This window comes from Enterobacter vonholyi (assembly GCF_008364555.1).
Taxonomy (GTDB): domain Bacteria; phylum Pseudomonadota; class Gammaproteobacteria; order Enterobacterales; family Enterobacteriaceae; genus Enterobacter; species Enterobacter vonholyi.
Map to the genome: position 1 here is coordinate 240,010 of NZ_VTUC01000006.1, position 24,379 is coordinate 264,388.

The following is a 24,379-nucleotide window of genomic DNA, read 5'->3' on the forward strand; positions in this document are numbered from 1 at the left end:
ATCCAACCCATGGACTTTTCCCGCTTTTTCATCGACAGGCCGATCTTTGCTGCCGTCCTGTCGATTCTGATTTTTATCACAGGGCTAATCGCCATCCCGCTGCTGCCGGTGAGCGAATACCCTGACGTCGTGCCGCCAAGCGTGCAGGTGCGTGCGGAGTACCCGGGCGCTAACCCGAAAGTGATTGCCGAGACCGTGGCGACGCCGCTGGAAGAGGCGATTAACGGCGTCGAGAACATGATGTACATGAAATCCGTCGCGGGCTCGGACGGCGTGCTGGTTACCACCGTCACCTTCCGTCCGGGTACTGACCCGGATCAGGCGCAGGTTCAGGTGCAGAACCGCGTCGCGCAGGCCGAGGCGCGTCTGCCGGAGGACGTGCGGCGTCTGGGCATTACCACCCAGAAGCAGTCGCCCACGCTGACGCTGGTGGTGCATCTGTTTTCGCCAAACGGTAAGTACGATTCGCTGTATATGCGCAACTACGCCACGCTGAAGGTGAAGGATGAGCTGGCGCGCCTGCCCGGCGTCGGCCAGATCCAGATTTTCGGCTCCGGCGAGTACGCGATGCGCGTCTGGCTGGACCCTAATAAAGTGGCGGCGCGCGGGCTGACTGCCTCGGACGTGGTCACGGCGATGCAGGAGCAAAACGTACAGGTTTCCGCCGGTCAGCTTGGCGCCGAGCCGCTGCCGAAAGAGAGCGACTTCCTGATCTCCATTAACGCCCAGGGGCGTCTGCACACCGAAGAAGAGTTTGGCAATATTGTCCTGAAAACGACGGAGGACGGTACGGTCGTCCGCCTGCGCGACGTGGCGCGGATTGAAATGGGGTCCGGAAGCTATGCCCTGCGTTCCCAGCTGAACAATAAAGACGCGGTCGGGATTGGTATCTTCCAGTCGCCGGGGGCGAACGCTATCGATCTGTCTAACGCGGTGCGCGCGAAAATGGACGAACTGTCGACGCGCTTCCCGGCGGACATGAAGTGGGCGGCACCTTACGATCCGACGGTCTTTGTGCGCGATTCGATCCGTGCGGTGGTGCAAACGCTGCTGGAAGCCGTGGTGCTGGTCGTGCTGGTGGTCATTCTGTTCCTGCAAACCTGGCGCGCGTCGATCATTCCGCTGATCGCGGTGCCGGTGTCGGTGGTGGGTACCTTCAGCATTCTTTACCTGCTCGGCTTCTCGCTGAATACCCTCAGCCTGTTCGGGCTGGTGCTCGCCATCGGTATCGTGGTGGACGACGCCATCGTGGTGGTGGAAAACGTAGAGCGAAACATAGAAGAGGGGCTTGCGCCGCTTGCGGCAGCGCACCAGGCGATGCGTGAAGTGTCCGGGCCGATTATCGCGATTGCGCTGGTGCTGTGCGCGGTATTTGTGCCGATGGCGTTTCTGTCGGGCGTTACCGGTCAGTTCTACAAGCAGTTTGCGGTGACGATCGCGATTTCGACGGTGATCTCCGCTATTAACTCGCTGACGCTCTCTCCGGCGCTGGCGGCACTGCTTTTAAAGCCGCACGGCGCGCCGAAGGATTTCCCGACCCGGCTTATCGATCGTCTGTTCGGCTGGATTTTCCGTCCGTTTAACCGCTTTTTCCTCCGCAGCTCAAACGGCTATCAGGGGCTGGTGGGTAAAACGCTGGGACGGCGCGGTGCGGTATTCGTGGTTTATCTGCTGCTGCTCTGTGCCGCAGGCGTCATGTTTAAAGCGGTGCCCGGCGGGTTTATTCCGACGCAGGACAAGCTTTACCTGATTGGCGGTGTGAAGATGCCGGAAGGCTCTTCGCTGGCGCGTACCGACGCGGTGATCCGCAAAATGAGCGAAATCGGGATGAATACCGAAGGCGTGGACTATGCGGTCGCGTTTCCGGGGCTGAACGCGCTGCAGTTCACCAATACGCCGAATACCGGTACGGTGTTCTTTGGCCTGAAGCCGTTCGATCAGCGTAAACATTCCGCTGCGGAAATTAATGCGGAGATTAATGCGAAAATCGCGCAAATCCAGGAAGGCTTTGGCTTCTCCATTCTGCCGCCGCCGATTTTAGGGCTGGGTCAGGGGTCGGGCTATTCTCTGTATATTCAGGATCGCGGCGGTCTGGGCTATGGCGCGCTGCAAAACGCGGTGAACACCATGTCCGGTGCGATTATGCAGACCCCGGGAATGCATTTCCCGATCTCAACCTATCAGGCTAACGTTCCGCAGCTGGACGTCCAGGTTGACCGCGATAAGGCGAAAGCGCAGGGCGTGTCGCTGACCGATCTATTCGGGACGCTGCAAACCTATCTGGGCTCGTCGTACGTCAATGACTTTAACCAGTTCGGACGTACCTGGCGCGTGATGGCGCAGGCCGACGGGCAGTTCCGCGACAGCGTGGAAGATATTGCGAATCTGCGCACCCGCAACAGCCAGGGCGAAATGGTACCGATTGGCAGTATGGTGAAAATCACGACCACCTACGGGCCGGATCCGGTGATCCGTTACAACGGCTACCCGGCGGCGGACCTGATTGGCGATGCCGACCCGCGCGTGCTCTCATCTGCGCAGGCGATGACGCAGCTGGACGCGATGTCTAAGCAGATCCTGCCAAACGGGATGAACATTGAATGGACGGATCTGAGCTTCCAGCAGGCCACTCAGGGCAATACGGCGCTGATCGTCTTCCCGGTGGCGGTGCTGCTGGCGTTCCTGGTGCTGGCGGCGCTGTATGAAAGCTGGACGCTGCCGCTGGCGGTGATCCTCATCGTGCCGATGACCATGCTCTCCGCACTGTTTGGCGTCTGGCTGACCGGGGGCGATAACAACGTCTTCGTGCAGGTGGGGCTGGTGGTGCTGATGGGGCTGGCCTGTAAAAACGCCATTCTTATCGTGGAGTTTGCCCGCGAGCTTGAAATTCAGGGCAAAGGCATCATGGAGGCCGCGCTGGAGGCTTGCCGCCTGCGTTTACGCCCGATTGTGATGACCTCCATCGCCTTTATCGCCGGGACCATTCCGCTGATCCTCGGTCACGGCGCTGGCGCAGAAGTGCGCGGCGTCACGGGGATCACGGTATTCTCCGGCATGCTTGGGGTGACGCTGTTTGGTCTGTTCCTGACGCCGGTGTTCTACGTGACGCTGCGTAAGTTCGTGACGCGTGGGAAAAAAGAGGAAAGGGACGTTCTGCCCGCGTAAGGACGTTGCCGATAATAAAAAACCGCCTTCATAGTGAAGGCGGTTTTTTTTCGCATCAGGTAAAACGTTATGACGTTTTTTGATACTGGGCAATAAGGTCGGGGAGTGGATCCCATCCGCTGCTGTCGGCGTTTTTCACCGCTTCCAGGGCGCTTGCCACGGTATGGCGGGCCAGTACTGCTAACGAAGCCTCTTCGGCTTCTTCAGAAATTGATTTGAAGTACCAGCAGGCGTTGGCGCTGACCACGCAGCGGGCCGGCACGTCAGGGCGGGAGGCCCACAGCTTTTTATCTTCGATGACCGAAAGGTAGATGTCGCGCAGGGTGATCTCTTCCGGCGGGCGACCAAGATGAATGGAGCCGTTACGGCCAAGCGTTGAGACGATAATGCCGTCTCGCGTCAGCGGAACCATCAATTTGCGGATGAAGCTCGGGTTCGCTTCCAGACCGTAGGCCAGAATCGCACTCGTCGAACGTTCACCCAATTGCTCCGCCATCGCTACGCTGAGAACCATCTGCAAAGCTGTCGGGAAGCGGTAATCTAACATTTCTCTGTCCTGGGTTGCGGTGAATCTTGTTCTTTTTGGCACCGCAGAGGTGAATAAGCAATAAACAACAATATAACAAACACGGTAATTTTTTTGAAGCAATCTGCGGCATTTGCGATCAAACCCCCTGTTCTGCTTTAGCTAAACGTGCGGTTCGGGAAGTCCACCGTCACCAGAAGGCCACCTTCTGCAGAAGTTGTCAGGTTTACGCTGCTGTTGTGTTGCTGCGCCACCGCTTTAACGATGGCAAGCCCCAGCCCGCTGCCGCTCTGCACCTGATTGGGATCGCGGAAAAAGCGGTCGAACACGCGCTCCTGCAGCTCGACCGGAATACCCGGGCCCGCATCGGAGACGCGCAGCTGGACGACGCGATCGCCCGCCCGCAAGTCGACCTGAATCCGCCCGCCCTCGGGGCTGTACTTCACCGCATTCTCAATGAGATTATCAATCAGCGACACCAGGCGTTCCCTGGCGCCGGGGATCCAGACTTCATCCTCGGCAAAGAATTCCAGCTCGATCCTGCGCGCAGACGCTAAGGGTTCCAGCTCGGCCATGCGCTCCTGGACGAGCGTCGTCAGCGGCACGGGCTCCATGACCGTATCAATACTCGCTTCACTGTGCATCATCAGCAGAAGCTGATTGACGAGACGCGCGGCGCGGCTGTTGCTGCGGATCACGCCGGCAAGCAGCTCCTGCTGGCTTTCGCTGATGACCCAGGACTGCAGCGCCTCCACGTTGATGCGCATCGCCGCGAGGGGCGTACGCAGCTCGTGCGCGGCATCCGCGATGAAAACCCGCTCCCTTTCCGCGCTTTCACGCACCCGGGCAAGGAAGTCATTGATCGCGTCCACCATCTGGCGAAGCTCTCTGTGCTTCGGTACGGCTTTTAAAGGAGAGAGATCGTCCGGCGTGCGTAACGTAATTTCATTGACCACCTTATTCCACGGACGCATCGCAATGCGGATGGAGAGCCATGCGGGAAACAGCAGAAAAGGGAAACAAACCAGAAGCGGCAGAATGTAGTATCCGCGCGAGTTCAGGTAGATAAAGAAGTTCCAGCCGCTGGCAGGGGTGAAAAGGGTTACCTCCACGTCGGAGTGGGGCGATTTCAGGGTTCGGCTGGTCCAGATGCGACCTTCACTTTGAACGTGCTCCATTTCGCCTTGTCGGGTATTTGTTATCCCCGCGGGTGCTCCGTCGGATGAAAAAATAACGTTATTATTTTTGCGAACGATGAGGTTAATCGACAGCAGGGGATCTTCCCCTCCGCCGTAACCTTCACGCAGCGCCTTGCTGAAGGCCTCCAGCACGGCGGTACGGTCCTGCGGGCGCCCGTCCATACGCTCAGCCAGGGTAAAAACGGTTTCGTACGTTTTGCTGCCCGTGATGATAGGAGGGCTACGCAGGTCCTCCCACAGAATGAAGGTTAAAAAAAGACACCACAGCAGGGTAAGCAGCAGCATCTGGGCGATGATAATTCGCCGTACCAGCGTCGGCCGCCTCAGGTGATACCAGACGTTTTGCATCACCCGGTCACCTTCTGTATTGAGACGGTATCAATAACGTACCCGACGCCCCGGACCGTTCGCACATAGCCGTCGCCGATTTTTCGCCGCAAATTGCCCATATGCACGTCGAGCGCATTGCTGAGATTCTCTTTGTTGCCGAATATCCTTTCTTCCAGAAACCGCCGGGTCAGCACGCGGTCCGCGCGCAGCATCAACGTCTCCAGCAGCGCGTATTCACTGGCCGTTAAATCGATATGGCGCGCGCTCACCGTCACGCGACGCGTCGGTATATGAAGAGAGAGCCCGCGAATTTCTATCGCCTCATTCTCAAAACCGTAGCTGCGCCGTGCAAGAGCCCTCACTCGCGCCAGCAGCTCGGCGAGAATAAAAGGTTTGACGAGATAGTCGTCCGCGCCGGCATCCAACCCCCGCAGGCGATCCTGCAATGTCCCTCGCGCCGTCAGGATGATGACCGGGATCCCCTTGAGCTGCTGACGCAAACGCGTCATCAGGCTCATGCCATCTCCGTCGGGCAGCCCGAGGTCGAGCAAAATAAGTTCCGGCACGCAGACGTCAAGCTGATGCAGCGCATCCTCTTTACGGCGAACCCATATGACGTCAAACCCTTGATCTGAGAGAGCGATACGTACGCCATTGCCGAGATCCAGGTCGTCTTCGATTAGTAGAATTTTCACACTGGTAACGGTATCAACCGTGAATGAAGAACATCTTAAGAAAAAAACGGTATCAGGAAATCAGCCTGGTTTACAGCACCTGCTTGCGCTTCAGCGTTTCTTCATTTTCGGCTCATAAGAACCTTAGGGTGAGTATTCAAAATGGGCGTTCTGGCGGTTAACCGCATGCATCGTCATCATTTGAATCCATAAGGACTTCCTTAATGAGAAACATCGAACTGCGTCATACGTTCCCTCATTTACTTTCGGGCCGCTGCCTGAAAACCATCGTGCCGGGCGTTGTTCTGGCGTTACTGGCTACGCCTGTACTGGCGGAAGAACAGCGGCAGGGTAACGTCTTAACCCTGGGGGGCGGCGTGGACGTAGGACCACGCTATTCGGGTTCAGATAAAACCCGCGTCTCAGCGGCTCAGGTAGTGGATTATTCCATGGAAAATGGCTTCTTTATCGGCACCACGCGAGGGATCGGTTACGGTAACAACATCGGCAACCTGGATTACAGCGCAGCGCTGAGCTATAGAACGGGCCGTAAAGATAAAGACGTGAGCAGCGATTCGATCGGCTCCGGCAGCGACGAGCTGCGAGGAATGGGGGAGATTAAAGGCTCGGCTATCGTAGTGCCCGGGCTTGAGTACAAGGTGACCGACTGGCTTCACCTGCAGCTGCAGGCTGAGGTACCGGTTTCTGAAAGAGACAACGGTGAAGCGGTACATTTTGGTATTTCCAGCCCGTTCTACACCTCACCAAAAAATGAGGTGGCGCTGGCGCTGACCGGCAGTTGGGGATCGGACAAGTATATGCAGACGTACTACGGGGTAAACGCCGCCCAATCGGCCGCATCGGGTTTTGCCCGACATGACGCCGGGGCCGGGATTTATGCCTGGTCGATGAACCTTGACTGGACCCACAAACTCACCTCGCGCTGGAGCGTACTTGCCTCAGCGGGTGTGACGCAGCTGACGGGAGATGCAGCGGACAGCCCGATCGTGCAACGCAAAACGTCACCCACGGGGAGTTTGAAGGTGACGTATAGTTTTTAGCTTGTGGTTTTGAGCGTGCACCAGCGGTAATTTAAGCCCCTCCGGTTGAGACGGTGGGGCGGTTCCCCTTACGGGCAGTTACAGCACTGCACACATGGTTGACGGATTTATCTAAAGCTCCATTGGGCCGTGATGACAAAAACGGAGGGGATGATAATACCCACATCCATACCAAAATAAGACGTAAAATTATACTGAAATCCATGATATATGTAGGGAGAAAAACCTATCCCTGTTACTTTTTTAAAATCATGGTATGAACCATGGTCGCCACAATCATCGAAAGTATCAAAGAAAAATTCGCCTACATATCCATAGATTCCCTTAAAAACCCAACCGTTATTCCATCCAGCCCAGTCTCTTCTTACACCGGCGGCCAGACATCTGTCATTAAAGCTGTTTTTCATTGTGCCTAGCACAACACTATATTTCGACGTATCCGAGAATTTCCGCTCCACGGATATAAACTTGTTTTCAAAGTTCTCCGTGTATTGTCCGTGATTATTTGTCAGATGATAAACGTATGAGCCAGTGTTAATTGAATACAGATTTATTTCATCTGCAGAGCAATTCAATGTCGCCAGATAAAAACTTCCGCACCAAAGCCATGCGGGGTATCTTTTCAGGACTATCTGCTTATGTGGAATATTATCCATATTCGCTCGCTTTGGCTAACGTACTGAAATTTTAAAGGGTGATTTTCGATCTGCAGTTGCAAAAATTTTAGCATATATACGGAAACTTGAGATACTCACGTAATGGGGCGGGGGCTGAGATCGCCTTACAGAACATGTTCAGCAAACCATTTCGCCCACACGCTTACAATGCTCAAAATCCGCTTTTTTATGGCCCCTTAATTCATAGCCCCAGGTATAATGTCTGCTTAGATAAACGGCAAAGAGGAGGTGATAAGATGCTGACATATATCACCATAGGTACAAATGACCTTCAGCGCTCCGTGGCGTTTTATGACGCTGTTTTTAACGTGCTTGGCTATTCACGTTTGCCTGCCTGGACAGAGAACTGGGCAATGTGGGGAGATGAAAATCATCCGGATGAGGGATTCAGCTTCTGTATTTGCCCTCCTTTTGACGGGCATCCCGCAACGGCGGGAAACGGGACAATGTTCGCATTCCGTGCAGATAACGCGGACCTTGTCAGACGTTTCCATGCAGCAGGACTTCTTGCAGGAGGGAAAAATGAAGGCGCGCCAGGGACACGAACCGCGTACGGCCCCGATTTTTATGTTGCCTATCTTCGCGATCCTGACGGGAATAAGCTGGCATGTGTTTTTCAGCACTATTCGCAGGAAGCAGATGAAAATTCAAAGGAACAATAGTTACTCCATGGATGAAATTTTAGGATGTTTAGCGGTGACGAAATCAGCCGTGCAATAAAGCTATATCAATAAAGGTGTCTACCGCAAATTGTGAAAATAACGCTGTTGTTCCATAGTTGCTGAAGCAGTTTTGAGCGAGGAGTGGACGCTGGCCTTTTATACTCGCCGATCTGTCTGACGTATGTATCATAGATTCATAGGCTCATGACTATAGTTTTCTCGACTCTATGACATCGCTATTCCAGACGATATGAGAGAAGGTGAGATTGCCAGCGTGCAGCACTGCAGCGTCCGGCCAGGCCAACCCCGGCTAAGGGGTAGTTTATGAACTATGTTTAATATCCGTCAGAATAGTACGATGGCTGTAGTTTATCAGGAACTGAGAGTCGGCGGCCTCAGTCCGGAGCATTTGAAAGCCAGAACCTCACTGAGAAGTGTGCCAGCATGACGTGGCAAATATCCCTGTCCGGAGAAGAATGTGTTCGGAAAACTATTGTTAAACTACATGCCAGGTTTACAAAATTTGTTAGCCTACGATAAAAGCTGGCTAAAACATGATGTTAAAGCCGGGTTATCCGTTGCGGCTGTAGCGCTACCCGTTGCGATTGCTTACGCTGAGCTGGCGGGTGTTGGGGCAATTGTAGGGCTCTATTCCTGCGTTTTACCAATGATAGCTTACGCACTGTTTGGCTCTTCACGCCAGCTTATTGTGGGCCCAGATGCAACGACATGCGCGGTGATTGCGGCCGTCGTGTTTCCGCTTTCTGCGGGGAATCCCGAACTGCACTGGCAACTGACAATTATCATGACATTGATGATGGGCGGGTGGTGCCTGCTGGCCAGTAAATTCCGCCTGGGCGCACTTGCCGATCTGCTTTCTCATCCCATTCTTACCGGCCTGCTTAACGGCGTAGCGGTGACGATTATTGTCGGGCAACTAGGCAAGGTGTTGGGGATTAAGCTTGATGAGGCGCAGGTTATTGAAAAAATAATCGCCTTGCCAGGCCGACTTTCAGATAGCCATTTATTAACCGTAGGGATATCCCTTTTTACGTTAATTATTTTAATGGCGATTAAAACGTATCGCAGCCAGTGGCCAGCACCTTTAATTGCCATTGTAATAACAACGGCACTGGTATGGGTGACCTCTGCGCAACAGTATGGGATTGCCACGATTGGGGGAGATGGCTTCCAGCCTGGTTTACCCGTCGTTAACTGGGGGGCGTTCCAGCCAGGTCCGATGCGTGATTTAGTGATCCCGGCGCTTAACCTGGCTTTGGTCAGTTTTGTGAGTCTGATGCTTACCGCCCGAAGTTTTGCAGCGAAAAATGGCTATGAAATTAATGCTGATGCAGAGTTCAGAGCACTGGGTATTGCGAACATTATGTCTGGATTATCTCAGGGGTTTGCAATCAGTGGAGCCGATTCCCGGACCGCAGTTAATGATTCAGTTGGGGGGAAAAGCCAGCTGGTTTCGGTGGTCGCAGCCTTGATCATTGGTATCGTCGTGGTGTTTTTCACTCAGCCATTACAATACATTCCGGTATCTGCGTTAGGTATTGTTCTAATGTATGCCTCATGGTCATTAATTGATTTACGTGGACTATGGAGCCTGAGGCGCAGAAATAAGCAGGCATTTCGTCTGGCCTTTTTCACGTTTGGCTGCGTTTTAATTATCGGCGTTATTCAGGGGATCGGCCTTGCGGTGTTGCTTGGCCTGTTACAGTTCCTTCGTACAGTGTTTCGTCCCTCTGAGCACTTACTGGGCACTGACGAAGATGGAATGATTCACTCATTAGGAAATACTAACGATATTAAAATGGTCCCGGGCGTGCTGATGTATCGATTTAACTCACCGTTGACCTATTTTAATGTGGCTTATTTTAAACGCCGGGTATTGAACCTGGTTGATGGTGCCGCTTTACAGCCTAAATGGGTGGTCATTGATGCCGTTGCCTGCTTCACCTATTCAGACATAAGCGTTCTGGCAACCATTAATGAGTTAAAGCGCGATCTGAAAGGTCGACAGATTAAATTAATCCTCGCGGGCAGGAAAACGGAGTTAACCCGCTGGTTTAAAGAGAGTCGGCCAACAATGAATGATGATGACATGATTCTGGCGCCAGACCTCTACCTGGCACTTCGGTTCATTCAAAGTAAAGAGAGCGCGAGTGAATCAGGAGGAGAGGTTTAAACCATCCTGGCTTGCCCGCCATCCGCGAGCAAGCCACACCCCTTAGCGATACAGCGTCTTTTCCGCAACCGGAATAAGCAGCCCGGAGCGCCAGTCCGCGAGCGTCAGCTGCGCAAGCCTACCCAGCGCGGTATAAAACGGATGCCCGGCGTTGTCGACAAACACCGACAGGAAGCGGGTGCTCCACGGCAGCAGGTGCCACGCCAGAAGCCGATCGCACTCAGCATCGCGACCATTCTCGGCAAGCCACGCTGCCAGCAGCAGCAATGTCCCAAAGTGGTCTTCCGGTTCGTTCTGCTGCATCTCAAACGCGATATTGTTCTCCCGCATCCACTGACGCAGGGCGAGGGTCGAGTCGCCGAACAGCACGGATTCGCGGTCGAGCCAGACGGAGCCCCACGGTGGAGCGGGCAGGGCGTAAGGGCCAATAAACAGCCGTTGCCACGCGTCCGTCAGCGGCTCGTCGGCAGGCGAGGCAAAGGATTCGGCAATGGGCTGCAGCGTTTCCGGCAGCAGAGGCCAGTCCTGAACCCAGCCGCCCGCGGTCAGGGCCTGGACCAGCGGAGCAGCCTGCTCGCTGTCGGGTGCAAAATAAAACAGCGCGCCCAGCACCCGGGCGCTGAACGCGAACGATTCACGCTGTGAGACGTCTTTCATTACATCTTCCTTGCTCGCGCGGATTTCGCCCGCGCGACTGTGTTAAACCAATTTATAGACCATAGAATAAACCACGGTCATGCGCTTCACTTTCTAGACCTTCTCGATCTGCACCAGATTGGTGTGCTGCGGGTTGCCTTTTGCCAGCGGCGACGGGCGGTGCGTGGTCAGCGTGTTGATGCATGAGCCGTGGTCGATACGATCGCCGTTCATGTTGGCGTCGTGCCAGGCACCCTGGCCCATGGCGCTCACTCCGGGCATGATGCGCGGCGTGACTTTCGCTTCAATTCTCACCTCACCGCGATCGTTAAAGACGCGCACTGTATCCCCGTTCTTAATACCGCGTTTTTCGGCATCAACAGGATTAAGCCAGACCTCCTGGCGGCAGGCCGCTTTAAGCACGTCGACGTTACCGTAGCTTGAGTGGGTACGGGCTTTGAAGTGGAAGCCAAACAGCTGCAGCGGGAACCGCGCGCGCTCGGGCGCATCCCAGCCGTCAAAGGTCGAGGCATAGACGGGCAGAGGGCTGATGGTCTCATCTTTTTCAAGCTCCCAGGTGGCCGCAATCTCCGCCAGCTTGCTGGAGTAAATCTCAATCTTGCCCGAAGGCGTTTTCAGCGGATTGGCATCCGGGTTTTCGCGGAACTTTTTATAGGCCACAAAATGTCCGTTCGGATCTTTACGCTTGTAAATGCCCATTTTTTTCAGCTCGTCATAGGATGGCAGCTGAGGGTCTTTTTCGAGCATTTTGGCATACAGATACTGCAGCCACTGCTCCTGCGTGCGTCCTTCCGTAAATTTCTGATGGATATCCGGCCCGAGGCGTTTCGCCACTTCGCTCATGATCCAGTAGATGGGCTTGCGCTCAAACTTCGGCGCAGTCACGGGCTGGAGGAAAATCAGGTAGCCCATATTGCCCGCATAATCGTTAGGAATGATGTCTTCCTGCTCGACGGTCATCAGGTCCGGCAAGATGATATCGGCGTATTTCGCTGACGACGTCATGAAGTTATCGATGACCACAATCATTTCGCACTTGCTTTCATCCTGCAGGATATCGTGGGTTTTATTGATATCGGAGTGCTGGTTGATGATGGTATTGCCCGCGTAGTTCCAGATGAACTTAATCGGCACGTCCAGCTTATCCTTTCCGCGTACGCCGTCGCGCAGGGCGGTCATTTCCGGCCCGCGGGCGATGGCGTCCGTCCAGCTGAAGCAGGAGATTTGCGTTTTGACCGGGTTATCCGGCAGCGGCATACGTTCAATGGTGATGGTGTAGGTCGACTCTCGCGCGCCGCTGTTCCCGCCGTTGATCCCCACGTTTCCGGTGAGGATCGGCAGCATCGCGATGGCGCGCGAGGTCAGCTCGCCGTTCGCCTGACGCTGGGGTCCCCAGCCCTGACAGATATAGGCCGGCTTCGCGGAGCCAATTTCCCGGGCAAGCTTAACGATGCGTTCTGCGGGAATGCCGGTGATGCGTGAGGCCCACTCCGGCGTTTTCGCCGTGTGGTCATCGCCCTGACCGAGAATATACGCTTTGTAGTGACCGTTAGCGGGCGCGCTTTCCGGCAGCGTTTTTTCGTCGTAGCCAACGCAGTATTTGTCCAGGAACGGCTGGTCGACCAGATTTTCGTCGATTAATACCCAGGCAATACCCGCCACCAGCGCGGCATCGGTTCCAGGACGGATCGGGATCCATTCATCTTCGCGTCCGGCTGCCGTGTCGGTGTAGCGCGGGTCGATAACAATCATGCGCGCGTTGGACCGCTCGCGAGCCTGCTCAAGATAGTACGTAATCCCGCCGCCGCTCATGCGCGTTTCCGCCGGGTTATTGCCGAACATCACCACCAGTTTAGTGTTTTCGATATCCGAGGTGCTGTTGCCGTCGTTGCTGCCATAGGTGTAGGGCATCGCGCAGGCAATTTGCGCCGTGCTGTAGGTGCCGTAGTGGCTCAGGAAACCGCCGTAGCAGTTCATCAGGCGCGCCACCAGCGAAGCGTAAGGGGAAGAGCGGGTGATATTGCCGCCGACAATTCCGGAAGAGTAGTTGATATACACCGCTTCGTTGCCGTATTTGGCCACCACGTCTTTCAGGCTGGCGGTGATAGTGTCGAGCGCTTCATCCCACGTGATGCGTTCAAACCTGCCTTCGCCGCGTTTGCCCACCCGCTTCATCGGGTAGTTCAGACGGTCAGGATGATTGATGCGGCGGCGGATTGAACGTCCGCGCAGGCAGGCGCGCACCTGGTGATCGCCATATACATCCTCGCCGGTGTTGTCCGTTTCGACCCAGTACACTTCGTTGTCGCGCACGTGCAGACGCAGCGCACAGCGGCTGCCGCAGTTGACAGAGCAGGCGCCCCACACGACGGTATCTTCAGGGGGCTGGACGGCGCCCTTCACCGCGGCTGCAGCGCTTTTAAGACCAAATGGAAGCGAGATCCCACCAGCGGCAAGCGCCAGAGAACCTATCGCCGTAGATTTCACGAGAGTTCGACGGCTAATTCCGCCGTGATGTTCAGCATCGGACATGGCTCACCCCATCATTATAATTGCGTATTATTTTTCCCGAAATGATATCCGGGCTAATGATGGGGTGAGTGTCACTAATTTGGGGAGACTAAATATTAATCCTTATCAAATCAAAGTGGATTGAAGCTCAATTACTGAGGTTCAGCTGCCGCACCGCTGCCTGTGCGGGTGTACAAAATCTTAAACGTGTCGTTAGCGCAGTGGCCTACGACCTGCGTGCCCGGCTGGTCGGCCTGGTCGTTCGGCACGATATTCAGCGTAAAACCTGACTCAGGCACGCCGTTGTTGACGATCTTCTGCTGAATGTCGCTTTTCACGCGCTCGCAGGAATCCGGTGCCGCCAGCGCGGCCGTCGAGGCACTCATTAACAGCAGGGCGGTAATCCAGGGTAACCGTTTCATCTGTAGCTCCTTTTCTCTGTGTGTTAAGTTAGTGTAGCAGGGGAGGCGTAAGTCTATGTTTTTATCTGTAATTTTCTGATTAATCTTAATGCTGCCACGCGTAGCTGGCTCCCTCGCGCGGCGAGCCGCTATCATGTAATCGAACGAGAATGCTCTGGTGAGACATTCTCAAATATTTCATCAAAAAAACGATGAAACGCATTAAAGCACTCAGCAATCATCTGGCTGGCTTTATTTCTTTCCTCTTCCGTTAAATACAGGGTATCTACAATCTCATCCTCGCTCCCCATTGAATGTCCAGTCTCATGACTCAAATGTAAATGACCGCAGTATTCCAGCTGTTTATCCGTGCCCTTTGTTATGGATGCCAACGTATCAAATGTCGCATTGCCGGTTGCCTCCATGACTTCAATTACGATTAAACGCATTTTGGCGCTTTGATTGTGAAGGGTTTGAATTAAATGGTAAGTCAGCTTTCGGCTGTTAATCAGGTTATCAGACCACAGAAAGCTCAGGTGTTCTGTGAGGCTAGCGGCGGAATTTTGCCCGCTGGTCTGCAGATCGTTTAGAAACCAGGGCCAGTGTTCGGCATCCTCCCTCGCATGGGTATTCACTGCCCGTTCCAGCGCATTGGCGGGCGTCGCAAACGGCAAAATATATTTATTAATATCGGCAAAGCTCATGACAAAATGTGAAATATAGGGTAAAAACCTCAGGCGCTCATCAAGAGATAATGTATCGTCATTGAGATAATTAAATAACGGATGATTCAGGAAGTTCATTTTGTGATATTCAATCTCTTTTGAAATGCCCGTCATAATATATCCTTTAGCGTTGACCGTTCCCCATAAAATATAGCCTGGTTTCCCGTCTGCGTGGGCGAAGCCGGTTTTCTCCACGTTCAGATGATTCGTTTTCACTATCGCGTAAGCCGCTGTATTTGCTAATATGATTGGGAATAATCTCCCTGTACGGAAATGAATGTGAAGATATACGCAGCGATAACGCTACTGGCAGCAACACTGGTGGGGTGCGACAACAGCTCCGCGCCGCTGTCGTTTACGCCCGAGATGGCGAGTTTTTCAAACGAGTTTGATTTTGACCCGCTGCGCGGCCCGGTCAAAGACTTTACCCAGACGCTGTTCAACGAGAAGGGCGAAGTGTCCAAACGGGTCACCGGCACCGTCTCGTCGGAAGGGTGTTTCGATACGCTGGAGCTGCACGACCTGGAGGCCAACACCGGCGTGGCGCTGGTGCTGGATGCCAATTACTATCTTGACGCTGAAACCCAGCAGCGCAAAGTGAAGCTGCAGGGGAAATGCCAGCTGGCCGAACTGCCGTCAGCCGGGATAACGTGGGATACCGACGACAACGGTTTTGTGGTGGCGGCGCACGGCAAAGAGATGGAAGTGAAGTATCGCTACGACGCGGATGGCTACCCGCTGGGCAAAACCACCGTTTCCGGGGATCAGCACCTGTCCGTTCAGTCGACGCCGTCTAAAGATCTTCGCAAAAGAATGGATTACTCGGCCGTGAGCATGTTGAACGACAAGCCGCTGGGCAACGTGAAGCAGAGCTGCGATTACGACCGCCACAATAACCCGGTGAGCTGCGATTTGACCATCACGGACGACAGCGTCAAACCCGCCGTTGAGCGCAAGTACACCATCAAAAATACGATTGAATACTACTGAGAATAAAACCGCGCAGGTTACTGCGCGGTCGGTTTCAGCAGGCTGGCGCCAGACGGTTTATGTCCGGCCAGGTGCTGATGCTGGAAAATGCACATGCGAATGGTATTGCGGTATTCACCGTTAATAAAGAACTCGTGAATCAGCTCGCCTTCCACCATAAAGCCCAGCTTGCGATAGATATGGATCGCTTTCTCGTTCTCTTTATCCACAATCAGGTAAAGCTTGTAGAGATTCAGAACGTTGAATCCGTAATCCATTGCCAGCTTAGCCGCCCGTGACGCAAGGCCTTTTCCCTGATGCTCAGGGGAGATGATGATCTGGAACTCCGCCCGACGGTGAACGTGGTTGATCTCAACCAGCTCCACCAGCCCGGCTTTTTCACCTTCACACTCCACCACAAAACGACGTTCACTCTGATCGTGAATGTGTTTATCGTAGAGATCGGACAGCTCGACAAACGCCTCGTAAGGCTCTTCGAACCAGTAGCGCATCACGCTGGCATTGTTGTCGAGCTGGTGCACAAAGCGCAGGTCTTCACGCTCCAGCGGACGGAGTTTGACGTCGCAGGACACCGACATTACGGGGCTACCGTGCGGCCAGTGCGGCGATCCAGGCAGCGCAGGGTGTTTGGCTCCCAGTATGCATTGACGTTTGCACTTTGCTGACACTTATCGCGTGCGTCAAAAGCAACATCTTCTTTGTCCCACTCTTTTTCGGCACGTTTGTTGACCTTCTGGCGAAGGCTACGGGTGTCATTCCATTGTTCTTTGTCCATAGCGGCGTTCTGGCGGCTTTGCGCGCTGTCACCAGACTCAATAATGAGCTTGCTGGTTTCCGCTGTCGCAGAGGCGGCAAAGGCGAACGATGACAGCGCCAGCAGGGCTGTCAGACAAAGGCGTTTGCTTAATGTGGTCATAGCGTTTCCTTTTAAATGGGTGCAGGTAATCAGGTTACCCCGTACAGATTCTACACTAATGCGAAATGACGGCATACCCGCGGGGCAAGTATGGAAAAGTAAAGGGCATCATCAGGTATGATGGTTAAATAAATCCTCACCTGACGTGAAATATGCTTAAAACGACGCTGCTTTTTTTTGCCACCGCGCTATGCGAAATCATCGGCTGCTTCCTGCCCTGGCTCTGGCTGAAGAAGGGGGGAAGCGCACTGCTGCTGATCCCTGCGGGCGTCGCGCTTGCCCTGTTTGTCTGGCTGCTAACGCTGCATCCGGCGGCCAGTGGTCGCGTTTACGCGGCTTACGGTGGTGTTTATGTGTGTACAGCGCTGCTGTGGTTGCGCGTCGTGGACGGGGTCAAACTCAGCGCATACGACTGGGCCGGGGCGCTGATTGCCCTGTGCGGTATGCTGATTATTGTGGTGGGATGGGGGCGCGCCTGAGCCCCCGGTTTTTGTGATCGCTAGCTGATTTCGCGATCTTTATACTTGTATGGTAGTAGTGTAGTTGCGTAAATTTCCAGCATCACAACGAGCGATGTAAGGAAAAGAATTATGAAGATTGTCGCGGCTGACGTGTTTGTTACCTGCCCGGGGCGGAACTTTGTCACCCTTAAAATCACCACCGATGAGGGGCTTGTCGGTCTTGGTGACGCTACGCTAAACGGACGCGAGCTCTCCGTGGCCTCATACCTGAAGGATCACCTTTGCCCGCAGCTGACTGGCCGCGATGCGCACCGCATCGAAGACATCTGGCAGTTTTTCTATAAAGGCGCCTACTGGCGTCGCGGCCCGGTTACCATGTCGGCCATCTCCGCCGTAGATATGGCGCTGTGGGATATCAAAGCCAAAGCGGCCAACATGCCGCTCTACCAGCTGCTGGGCGGCGCCTCCCGGGAAGGAGTGATGGTCTATTGCCATACCACCGGCCATACCATTGACGACGTGCTGGAAGATTACGCCCGCCATAAAGAGATGGGCTTCAAGGCGATCCGCGTGCAGTGCGGCGTGCCGGGCATGAAAACCACCTACGGCATGGCCAAAGGGAAGGGGCTGGCCTACGAGCCTGCGACCAAAGGCGACTGGCCGGAAGAACAGCTCTGGTCCACCGAAAAATACCTCGATTTCACGCCGAAGCTGTTCGACGCGGTGCGCAGTAAATTCGGGTTCAATGAGCATCTCCTGCACGACATGCACCACCGCCTGACGCCCATTGAAGCGGCGCGCTTCGGCAAGAGCATCGAGGAATTCCGCATGTTTTGGATGGAAGACCCAACGCCTGCGGAAAACCAGGCTTGCTTCCGACTGATCCGCCAGCACACCGTCACGCCGATTGCCGTGGGGGAAGTGTTTAACAGCATCTGGGACTGCAAGCAGCTCATCGAAGAGCAGCTCATCGACTATATCCGCACCACCATTACCCACGCGGGCGGGATCACCGGGATGCGTCGCATCGCGGACTTCGCCTCGCTCTACCAGGTGCGTACCGGTTCGCACGGTCCGTCTGATCTCTCGCCCGTGTGCCACGCCGCCGCGCTGCATTTCGACCTGTGGGTGCCGAACTTTGGCGTGCAGGAATTTATGGGCTACTCCGAACAGATGCTGGAGGTCTTCCCGCACAGCTGGCGCTTTGATAACGGCTATATGCATCCTGGGGATAAGCCGGGGCTGGGCATCGAGTTTGATGAAAAGCTGGCGGCGAAATACCCGTACGATCCGGCCTATCTGCCGGTGGCCCGTCTCGAAGACGGCACGCTGTGGAACTGGTAAGCGAGGAGAGAACGATGAAAAGCGTAGTGATTCAGCAGCCGAACGAACTGGTGATTGAAGAGCGGCCACGCCCGGAACCAGGCGCAGGCGAAGTGCGCGTCAAGATTAAACTGGCCGGGATTTGCGGTTCAGACAGCCACATCTACCGCGGGCATAACCCGTTTGCTAAGTACCCACGCGTCATTGGCCACGAGTTTTTTGGCGCGATCGACGCCGTGGGTGAGGGCGTTGATGCTGCCCGCCTGGGCCAGCGCGTCTCGGTTGACCCGGTGATCAGCTGCGGGCACTGCTACCCGTGCTCGGTGGGAAAACCGAACGTCTGTACCTCGCTGGTGGTGCTGGGCGTTCACCGTGACGGCGGCTTCAGCGAATATGCGGCAGTACCTGCACAAAATGCCTGGCCCATTCCGGATGACATTCCTGATAAACACGCCGTTATGGTGGAGCCCTTCACCATCGCCGCCAACGTGACGGGGCAGGCCAGTCCCACCGGGCAGGACGTCGCGCTGATTTACGGCGCAGGCCCGATGGGGCTGGTCACCGTGCAGGCGCTGAAAGGCGTCTATCAGGTGAAGCAGGTTATCGTGGTTGACCGCATAGACGAGCGCCTGGCGATGGCCCGGCGCAGCGGCGCGGATTGGGTCTTTAATAACGGCGAGCAGTCGCTGCAGGCCGCGCTGGACGAAAAGGGCATCAAACCGACGTTAATCATTGATGCCGCCTGCCATCCAGCTATTTTGCAGGAAGCGATAACCCTGGCCTCTCCGGCGGCGCGCATCGTGCTGATGGGCTTTTCCAGCGAGCCGAGCCAGATTGTTCAGCAGGGCATCACCGGCAAAGAGCTGGCGATATTCTCCTCCCGCCTCAATGCCAATAAATTCCCGGTCGTCATCGACTGGCTGAAGAAAGGGCTGATCGACCCGGAAAAACTGATCACCCATACCTTTGACTATCACCATGTAACAGACGCCATCGAACTGTTTGAAAAAGACCAGCGGCAGTGCTGCAAAGTCTTACTGACGTTCGGTCAATAATTAAATACGCGGTTAAGAGCCTGCGCAGACAGGCTCTGGTGGTACGCATCTTACCTTTCAGAGATAGCCATTATGACGCAAGCACAACCTCAAAGAACCACCTCCGATCTGGTGAAAGCCGCCGTTTCCGGCTGGCTGGGCACCGCTCTGGAGTTTATGGACTTTCAGCTTTACTCGCTGGGGGCCGCCCTGGTCTTTCATGAGATCTTCTTCCCCGAACAGTCTGCCGCGATGGCGCTGATTCTGGCGATGGGGACCTACGGCGCAGGCTATATCGCACGCATTGTCGGCGCCTTTATCTTCGGCAGAATGGGCGACAGCATTGGTCGTAAGAAGGTGCTGTTCATCACCATCACCATGATGGGGATCTGCACCACGCTGATTGGCGTCCTGCCGACCTACGCGCAGATCGGGATTTTTGCCCCGGTTCTGCTGGTGACGCTGCGCATCATTCAGGGCCTGGGCGCTGGGGCTGAGATCTCCGGGGCGGGGACCATGCTGGCGGAGTACGCGCCGAAAGGGAAACGCGGCATCATCTCCTCGCTGGTGGCGATGGGCACGAACTGCGGAACGCTCAGCGCCACGGCGATCTGGGCAGTGATGTTCTTTGCTCTCGATCGTGAAGAGCTGATTGCCTGGGGCTGGCGCGTGCCGTTCCTCGCCAGCGTCGTGGTGATGATCTTCGCCATCTGGCTGCGTATGAATCTCAAGGAGAGCCCGGTCTTTGAGAAAGTAAACGATGCACAAAGCGTGCAGCCGGATACCTCGCTGGGTTCCATGGTGAAGAACAAATCCTTCTGGCTGGCGACCGGCCTGCGGTTTGGTCAGGCGGGTAATTCGGGTCTGATCCAGACGTTCCTTGCCGGGTATCTGGTCCAGACGCTGCTGTTCGATAAGGCCATCCCGACCGATGCGCTGATGATCAGCTCCATTCTCGGGTTTATCTCCATCCCGCTGCTGGGCTGGCTTTCCGATAAAGTGGGGCGCCGTCTGCCGTATATTATCCTCAACATCTCCGCCATTCTGCTCGCCTACCCGATGCTGTCGATCATCGTCGATAAGAGCTATGCGCCGGGGACGATCATGCTCTCTATCATCGTTATCCATAACTTCGCCGTGCTGGGGCTCTTCGCGCTGGAAAATATCACTATGGCGGAGATGTTTGGCTCGCGAAATCGCTTTACGCGTATGGCCATCTCCAAAGAGGCGGGCGGTCTGGTGGCGGTGGGCTTTGGTCCGGTGCTGGCAGGGATCTTCTGCAATATGACCGGCTCCTGGTGGCCCATTGTTGCCATGTTGGTGGCCTATTCCGCGATTGGACTGGTCTCGGCGATCCTGATGCCGGAAGTGCGCGACCGTGATTTGAGCGCGGCGCATGACGCAGCCGAGTCTGCGCCAGAAGAGAGTGTGGGTTACGGCGCTGTCTCTTCGCGACGCTAGTGGTTTACAGCCTGCGTGACCTGTCACACAACTTTATTTTTATGTCACACCAGATGAGCAAAAGTTAATATATATCAAAAAATCAAACGGCAGTATCGGTATGGTTGATGGCAGTTCTCTTTTTACTCCAGCTGCCATTCTAGTTGGTGTAGTCAGCAGGCGCTGCCGCTTCAGAAAGAGCGGCAGCGATCCACAGCTTTCTAATTAACGAGTCTTAATCATGGAAAACACGTTATTACAGGCCAACGCGACGCTGCCTCAGTACGATCGCGACAGCCTCAAAGCACGCATTGTACATTTAGGCTTCGGCGCATTTCACCGGGCGCACCAGGCGGTGTACGCCGACATCCTTGCCGCTGAACACGGCAGCGACTGGGGCTACTGTGAAGTTAACCTGATTGGCGGCGAGCAGCAGATTGCCGATCTGAAGGCCCAGGATAATCTCTATACCGTGGCGGAGATGTCTGCCGATGCGTGGACTTCCCGCGTAGTTGGCGTAGTCAAAAAGGCGCTGCATGCGCAGGTTGACGGGCTGGAAACGGTGCTGGCGGCGATGTGCGAACCGCAGGTGGCGATTGTCTCGCTGACCATCACCGAGAAAGGGTACTGTCACTCACCGGCGACCGGGCAACTGATGCTCGATCATCCGTTTATCGTCGCAGACCTGCAAAACCCGCACCAGCCAAAATCCGCGCCGGGTGTCGTCGTGGAAGCGCTCGCGCGCCGTAAGGCGGCGGGTCTGCCGGCGTTTAGCGTGATGTCCTGCGACAACATGCCAGAGAACGGTCACGTGATGCGCAATGTCACCTGCGCGTACGCCCGAGCGGTAAACGGTGAACTGGCGGACTGGATTGAATCCCACGTCACCTTCCCGTCAACTATGGTGGATCGCATCGTGCCCGCGGTCACTCCCGATACGCTGGATAAAATCGAACGGCTGACCGGCGCGCGCGATCCGGCGGCGGTGGCCTGTGAACCGTTCCGTCAGTGGGTGATCGAAGATAACTTTGTGGCGGGTCGTCCTGCGTGGGAAAAAGCCGGAGCCGAGCTGGTGTCGGACGTGATCCCTTTTGAAGAGATGAAGCTGCGCATGCTCAACGGCAGCCACTCATTTCTGGCGTACCTGGGCTATCTGGCGGGCTATCAGCATATCAACGACTGCATGGAAGATAAGAATTACCGTCTTGCCGCGCACGCGCTGATGCTCAACGAGCAGGCGCCCACGCTGAAGGTCAAAGGCGTCGATTTAGGGCGCTATGCCGATCTCCTGATTGCCCGCTACAGTAACCCGGCCCTGCGCCATCGGACCTGGCAAATTGCGATGGACGGCAGCCAGAAGCTTCCGCAGCGCATGCTGGATTCCGTGCGCTGGCACCTGGTGCATCAGAAGCCTTTCCCGCTGCTTGCGCTGGGCGTGGCAGGCTGGATGCGCTATGTCGGCGGCGTGGACGAGCAGGGTAACGCGATTGACGTAAGCGACCCGCAGCTGGCGGTGATTCAGGCGGCGGTGAAGGGCAGTGCGGAAGGGGAAAGCCGGGTCAGGGCGCTTCTCGGCATTGAAGCCATCTTTGGCAAGGAGTTACCGCGTGAAGCCGTCTTTGTTGATGCGGTGATGAAGGCCTACCTGACGCTGCTGCAAAAGGGAGCGAAAGCGACCGTGGAGCAGTATGTGTCTCAGCGGTAATTCAGCACATGCCGCCGTTTGCGGCGGCATGTCCGCGCACCGCTTAGTGCATACCCAGGCGAATCAGCTCAATCGGTTCGAACTTACCTTCGCATCCTTCCACTTCAACCGTTTTGCTGCGGCGCACCTGCGCGGCATCCAGCCCGTCGCTGTGGATCGCTTTAATCACGCCAGTTTTGCCCGTGCCGCTAATCATGACGCGGCTGCCGGTGGTGATTGCATTGCGGTTACGGTCGTATGTCATCATGGTATTTCCTCCTCTCTAACCTGTTCGTTACGGCGTTATTTCAGGGTTGCCGTTCACGGAGCATATAAATACGCCTGTCTGCATCACATGTTTTTGTTTTTGATCAAACTCACACTTTTTTCTTTATTGTGCCGGGCGCTGACGGTTCACTACAGCAATTTACAAAGCAGACCGTTATTTTCATTAAATGATAGTTTCAGCAGGGAAGCGTTGAGGGTTGGTTTATATTACTAATGCCATTCTGGGTACAGGAAATAACCCTTTCATCGGAATAAGGAGTCAGGCTTATGTATAAGAAGATTTTGATGCCTGTTGATGTGTTTGAAATGGATTTGAGCGACAAAGCGGTTCGCCACGCGGCAAACCTTGCGAAGGCTGAGGGCGCCTCGATTACCCTGGTCAATATTCTGCCGGCCAGCAGCCGATCCCTGCTGCGTGGATTTAACGCCGATATTAAAAAGTTCGAAGAGTATATGACGGAGGAATCCGGTAAGAAAATGAACGCGTTAAAAAGACTTTTCGATATTTCGCCGGAGAAAATTGACAGCCTTGTTCGCTTTGGCAACGTCCGCGATGAAATTATCAGACTGAGCAAAGAAGGGGAATATGACGCGATCGTCATCGGGTCGAAAAATCCGGGCATCAGCACCCATCTGCTGGGGTCAAATGCGGAATCTATCCTGCGCTACGCCACTATTCCAGTGTTAGTCGTTCGCTAAACCCATCGCCGCGTCCGAAAGGGGCGGCGAATATTACTCTTCGCTAAACCACTCGCTATTTTCCTGACGAATCAGCTGCACGGATTCGCTAATTTCCTGCAGATGCAGCGTCATCGCTTTTTCCACGCCGTCCGGGTCGCGTTTTTCCAGCGCGCTGAAAATATCATGATGCTGTCGGAGCAGCATTTCCGGCGGGGAGACGTGATCGAGGCTCATATAACGCACGCGGTCGATGGTGGCCTTGATGTTTTCGATGGTGTCCCAGGCAAGCTGGCAATCCGCAATCTGCGCCAGTTTCTGATGGAATTCATCATCAAGCTGGAAGAAATCATTCAGCTGCTTACGGTCAATCGCAATTCGCTGCTGATGCAGGTTTTGCTCCAGCAGATAACACTGGTTGTCGTTGATGAGCGTTGCGGCACGGCGCGCCACCGCGCATTCAATGGCCTGGCGAACAAAACAGCCGTTGCGCACCTGAGAGAGAGAAATTTTGTTCACGTAGCTGCCGCGCTGCGGGCGGATCTGAATCAGACCGTTTTCTGCAAGCTTAATAAACGCTTCACGCACCGGCTGACGGGAAACGTCAAAACGCACGGACACCTCTTTTTCAGAAAGCGGCGTTCCAGGTGGGATCAGGCAATGGACAATATCACGTCGCAAAATGCGATAGATTTGCTGGTTTACGGGCTGGGTGGGGTTGAGTTGCGATTCAGCGGCCATGAGTTGTCATTTCTCAGAGAGTTAGCCTGAACATACTACCAT

General features: G+C 55.0%; 23 protein-coding genes. 11 read left to right on the forward strand and 12 right to left on the reverse strand.

Features of this window, described 5'->3' with window-relative positions; all coding sequences use genetic code 11:
* Positions 1-9 precede the first annotated feature (9 nt).
* A complete protein-coding gene (gene oqxB / locus F0319_RS09895) occupies positions 10-3,165 on the forward strand; it encodes a multidrug efflux RND transporter permease subunit OqxB (RefSeq protein ID WP_149366796.1) in 3,156 nt (1,051 codons plus the stop codon).
* Between the two features lie 67 nt (positions 3,166-3,232).
* On the opposite strand, the gene oqxR is transcribed toward oqxB, so the two are convergent.
* The 3 genes from oqxR to F0319_RS09910 form a co-directional block, all read right to left on the reverse strand.
* Entirely contained in the window at positions 3,233-3,712 is a 480-nt protein-coding gene (gene oqxR / locus F0319_RS09900) for an efflux pump transcriptional repressor OqxR (protein WP_029739386.1), read from the reverse strand.
* A 137-nt stretch (positions 3,713-3,849) separates the two neighbouring features.
* Complete coding sequence (locus F0319_RS09905; protein ID WP_149366797.1) at positions 3,850-5,238, reverse strand: sensor histidine kinase; 1,389 nt, start codon at positions 5,236-5,238, stop codon at positions 3,850-3,852.
* On the reverse strand, positions 5,238-5,915 hold the full coding sequence (locus F0319_RS09910) for a response regulator (protein WP_111965744.1): 678 nt from the start codon (positions 5,913-5,915) through the stop codon (positions 5,238-5,240). The genes F0319_RS09905 and F0319_RS09910 overlap by 1 nt, the downstream gene beginning before the upstream one ends.
* A 203-nt stretch (positions 5,916-6,118) precedes the next feature.
* On the opposite strand from F0319_RS09910, the gene F0319_RS09915 reads away from it, so the two are divergent.
* Complete coding sequence (locus F0319_RS09915; protein WP_149366798.1) at positions 6,119-6,955, forward strand: MipA/OmpV family protein; 837 nt, start codon at positions 6,119-6,121, stop codon at positions 6,953-6,955.
* A 107-nt stretch (positions 6,956-7,062) separates the two neighbouring features.
* Here F0319_RS09915 and F0319_RS09920 read toward each other — a convergent pair whose 3' ends face one another.
* Positions 7,063-7,611 carry a hypothetical protein gene (locus F0319_RS09920; RefSeq protein WP_223582071.1) on the reverse strand — a complete coding sequence of 183 codons (549 nt, stop codon included), beginning with the start codon at positions 7,609-7,611 and terminating at the stop codon, positions 7,063-7,065.
* Positions 7,612-7,868: 257 nt separating this feature from the next.
* On the opposite strand from F0319_RS09920, the gene F0319_RS09925 reads away from it, so the two are divergent.
* Both F0319_RS09925 and F0319_RS09930 read left to right on the forward strand, forming a co-directional pair.
* Positions 7,869-8,294: a VOC family protein gene (locus tag F0319_RS09925; protein ID WP_149366799.1), complete on the forward strand. Its 426-nt coding sequence runs from the start codon at positions 7,869-7,871 to the stop codon at positions 8,292-8,294.
* A gap of 478 nt (positions 8,295-8,772) precedes the next feature.
* Positions 8,773-10,488: a SulP family inorganic anion transporter gene (locus tag F0319_RS09930; RefSeq protein WP_149366800.1), complete on the forward strand. Its 1,716-nt coding sequence runs from the start codon at positions 8,773-8,775 to the stop codon at positions 10,486-10,488.
* A gap of 42 nt (positions 10,489-10,530) precedes the next feature.
* On the opposite strand, the gene dmsD is transcribed toward F0319_RS09930, so the two are convergent.
* From dmsD to F0319_RS09950, 4 genes are all read right to left on the reverse strand, one after another.
* Positions 10,531-11,145 (reverse strand): Tat proofreading chaperone DmsD, encoded by a 615-nt coding sequence (gene dmsD, locus F0319_RS09935; protein ID WP_149366801.1) that lies wholly within the window; start codon positions 11,143-11,145, stop codon positions 10,531-10,533.
* Between the two features lie 93 nt (positions 11,146-11,238).
* Complete coding sequence (ynfE, locus tag F0319_RS09940) at positions 11,239-13,677, reverse strand: selenate/tellurate reductase subunit YnfE (RefSeq protein ID WP_149366802.1); 2,439 nt, start codon at positions 13,675-13,677, stop codon at positions 11,239-11,241.
* A 131-nt stretch (positions 13,678-13,808) separates the two neighbouring features.
* Positions 13,809-14,078 (reverse strand): DUF1161 domain-containing protein, encoded by a 270-nt coding sequence (locus F0319_RS09945; RefSeq protein WP_021241220.1) that lies wholly within the window; start codon positions 14,076-14,078, stop codon positions 13,809-13,811.
* A 131-nt stretch (positions 14,079-14,209) separates the two neighbouring features.
* On the reverse strand, positions 14,210-14,998 hold the full coding sequence (locus F0319_RS09950) for a hypothetical protein (RefSeq protein ID WP_149366803.1): 789 nt from the start codon (positions 14,996-14,998) through the stop codon (positions 14,210-14,212).
* 63 nt (positions 14,999-15,061) lie between these two features.
* On the opposite strand from F0319_RS09950, the gene F0319_RS09955 reads away from it, so the two are divergent.
* The gene (locus F0319_RS09955; RefSeq protein ID WP_111965770.1) at positions 15,062-15,772 is read left to right on the forward strand and encodes a YnfC family lipoprotein; all 711 of its coding nucleotides are present in this window, start codon (positions 15,062-15,064) and stop codon (positions 15,770-15,772) included.
* Between the two features lie 17 nt (positions 15,773-15,789).
* Here the strand turns inward: F0319_RS09955 and speG are convergent, their stop codons facing one another.
* Complete coding sequence (gene speG, locus F0319_RS09960) at positions 15,790-16,350, reverse strand: spermidine N1-acetyltransferase (protein WP_048030664.1); 561 nt, start codon at positions 16,348-16,350, stop codon at positions 15,790-15,792.
* On the reverse strand, positions 16,350-16,688 hold the full coding sequence (locus F0319_RS09965) for a DUF1283 family protein (RefSeq protein WP_008502414.1): 339 nt from the start codon (positions 16,686-16,688) through the stop codon (positions 16,350-16,352). The genes speG and F0319_RS09965 overlap by 1 nt, the downstream gene beginning before the upstream one ends.
* A gap of 152 nt (positions 16,689-16,840) precedes the next feature.
* Between F0319_RS09965 and F0319_RS09970 the strand changes: the two genes are divergently transcribed.
* The 5 genes from F0319_RS09970 to F0319_RS09990 all read left to right on the forward strand — a co-directional run bounded on the left by F0319_RS09970 (position 16,841) and on the right by F0319_RS09990 (position 22,651).
* On the forward strand, positions 16,841-17,167 hold the full coding sequence (locus F0319_RS09970; RefSeq protein ID WP_111965753.1) for a YnfA family protein: 327 nt from the start codon (positions 16,841-16,843) through the stop codon (positions 17,165-17,167).
* Between the two features lie 111 nt (positions 17,168-17,278).
* Positions 17,279-18,493: a D-mannonate dehydratase ManD gene (manD, locus tag F0319_RS09975; protein WP_149366804.1), complete on the forward strand. Its 1,215-nt coding sequence runs from the start codon at positions 17,279-17,281 to the stop codon at positions 18,491-18,493.
* 14 nt (positions 18,494-18,507) lie between these two features.
* Positions 18,508-19,527 (forward strand): Zn-dependent oxidoreductase, encoded by a 1,020-nt coding sequence (locus F0319_RS09980; RefSeq protein WP_111965755.1) that lies wholly within the window; start codon positions 18,508-18,510, stop codon positions 19,525-19,527.
* Positions 19,528-19,599: 72 nt separating this feature from the next.
* Positions 19,600-20,967 carry an MFS transporter gene (locus tag F0319_RS09985; RefSeq protein ID WP_149366805.1) on the forward strand — a complete coding sequence of 456 codons (1,368 nt, stop codon included), beginning with the start codon at positions 19,600-19,602 and terminating at the stop codon, positions 20,965-20,967.
* Between the two features lie 220 nt (positions 20,968-21,187).
* Positions 21,188-22,651: a mannitol dehydrogenase family protein gene (locus F0319_RS09990; RefSeq protein WP_149366806.1), complete on the forward strand. Its 1,464-nt coding sequence runs from the start codon at positions 21,188-21,190 to the stop codon at positions 22,649-22,651.
* Positions 22,652-22,694: 43 nt separating this feature from the next.
* On the opposite strand, the gene ydfZ is transcribed toward F0319_RS09990, so the two are convergent.
* Positions 22,695-22,898: a putative selenium delivery protein YdfZ gene (gene ydfZ / locus F0319_RS09995; protein WP_014883679.1), complete on the reverse strand. Its 204-nt coding sequence runs from the start codon at positions 22,896-22,898 to the stop codon at positions 22,695-22,697.
* Between the two features lie 287 nt (positions 22,899-23,185).
* Here ydfZ and F0319_RS10000 point away from each other — a divergent pair, with 287 nt between their 5' ends.
* Positions 23,186-23,617, forward strand: a complete 432-nt coding sequence (locus tag F0319_RS10000; RefSeq protein WP_111965759.1) for a universal stress protein — start codon at positions 23,186-23,188, stop codon at positions 23,615-23,617.
* 33 nt (positions 23,618-23,650) lie between these two features.
* Here F0319_RS10000 and F0319_RS10005 read toward each other — a convergent pair whose 3' ends face one another.
* Complete coding sequence (locus F0319_RS10005; protein WP_014883681.1) at positions 23,651-24,337, reverse strand: GntR family transcriptional regulator; 687 nt, start codon at positions 24,335-24,337, stop codon at positions 23,651-23,653.
* Positions 24,338-24,379 lie beyond the last annotated feature (42 nt).

Bases quoted from the DNA above. Each gene is read 5' to 3' on its own strand.
- oqxB (WP_149366796.1), top strand. From the start codon at position 10: ATGGACTTTTCCCGCTTTTTCATCGACAGGCCGATCTTTGCTGCCGTC.
- oqxR (WP_029739386.1), bottom strand. From the start codon at position 3,712: ATGTTAGATTACCGCTTCCCGACAGCTTTGCAGATGGTTCTCAGCGTA.
- F0319_RS09905 (WP_149366797.1), bottom strand. From the start codon at position 5,238: ATGCAAAACGTCTGGTATCACCTGAGGCGGCCGACGCTGGTACGGCGA.
- F0319_RS09915 (WP_149366798.1), top strand. From the start codon at position 6,119: ATGAGAAACATCGAACTGCGTCATACGTTCCCTCATTTACTTTCGGGC.
- F0319_RS09920 (WP_223582071.1), bottom strand. From the start codon at position 7,611: ATGGATAATATTCCACATAAGCAGATAGTCCTGAAAAGATACCCCGCA.
- F0319_RS09925 (WP_149366799.1), top strand. From the start codon at position 7,869: ATGCTGACATATATCACCATAGGTACAAATGACCTTCAGCGCTCCGTG.
- dmsD (WP_149366801.1), bottom strand. From the start codon at position 11,145: ATGAAAGACGTCTCACAGCGTGAATCGTTCGCGTTCAGCGCCCGGGTG.
- ynfE (WP_149366802.1), bottom strand. From the start codon at position 13,677: ATGTCCGATGCTGAACATCACGGCGGAATTAGCCGTCGAACTCTCGTG.
- F0319_RS09945 (WP_021241220.1), bottom strand. From the start codon at position 14,078: ATGAAACGGTTACCCTGGATTACCGCCCTGCTGTTAATGAGTGCCTCG.
- speG (WP_048030664.1), bottom strand. From the start codon at position 16,350: ATGTCGGTGTCCTGCGACGTCAAACTCCGTCCGCTGGAGCGTGAAGAC.
- F0319_RS09965 (WP_008502414.1), bottom strand. From the start codon at position 16,688: ATGACCACATTAAGCAAACGCCTTTGTCTGACAGCCCTGCTGGCGCTG.
- F0319_RS09970 (WP_111965753.1), top strand. From the start codon at position 16,841: ATGCTTAAAACGACGCTGCTTTTTTTTGCCACCGCGCTATGCGAAATC.
- manD (WP_149366804.1), top strand. From the start codon at position 17,279: ATGAAGATTGTCGCGGCTGACGTGTTTGTTACCTGCCCGGGGCGGAAC.
- F0319_RS09980 (WP_111965755.1), top strand. From the start codon at position 18,508: ATGAAAAGCGTAGTGATTCAGCAGCCGAACGAACTGGTGATTGAAGAG.
- F0319_RS09985 (WP_149366805.1), top strand. From the start codon at position 19,600: ATGACGCAAGCACAACCTCAAAGAACCACCTCCGATCTGGTGAAAGCC.
- F0319_RS09990 (WP_149366806.1), top strand. From the start codon at position 21,188: ATGGAAAACACGTTATTACAGGCCAACGCGACGCTGCCTCAGTACGAT.
- ydfZ (WP_014883679.1), bottom strand. From the start codon at position 22,898: ATGATGACATACGACCGTAACCGCAATGCAATCACCACCGGCAGCCGC.
- F0319_RS10000 (WP_111965759.1), top strand. From the start codon at position 23,186: ATGTATAAGAAGATTTTGATGCCTGTTGATGTGTTTGAAATGGATTTG.
- F0319_RS10005 (WP_014883681.1), bottom strand. From the start codon at position 24,337: ATGGCCGCTGAATCGCAACTCAACCCCACCCAGCCCGTAAACCAGCAA.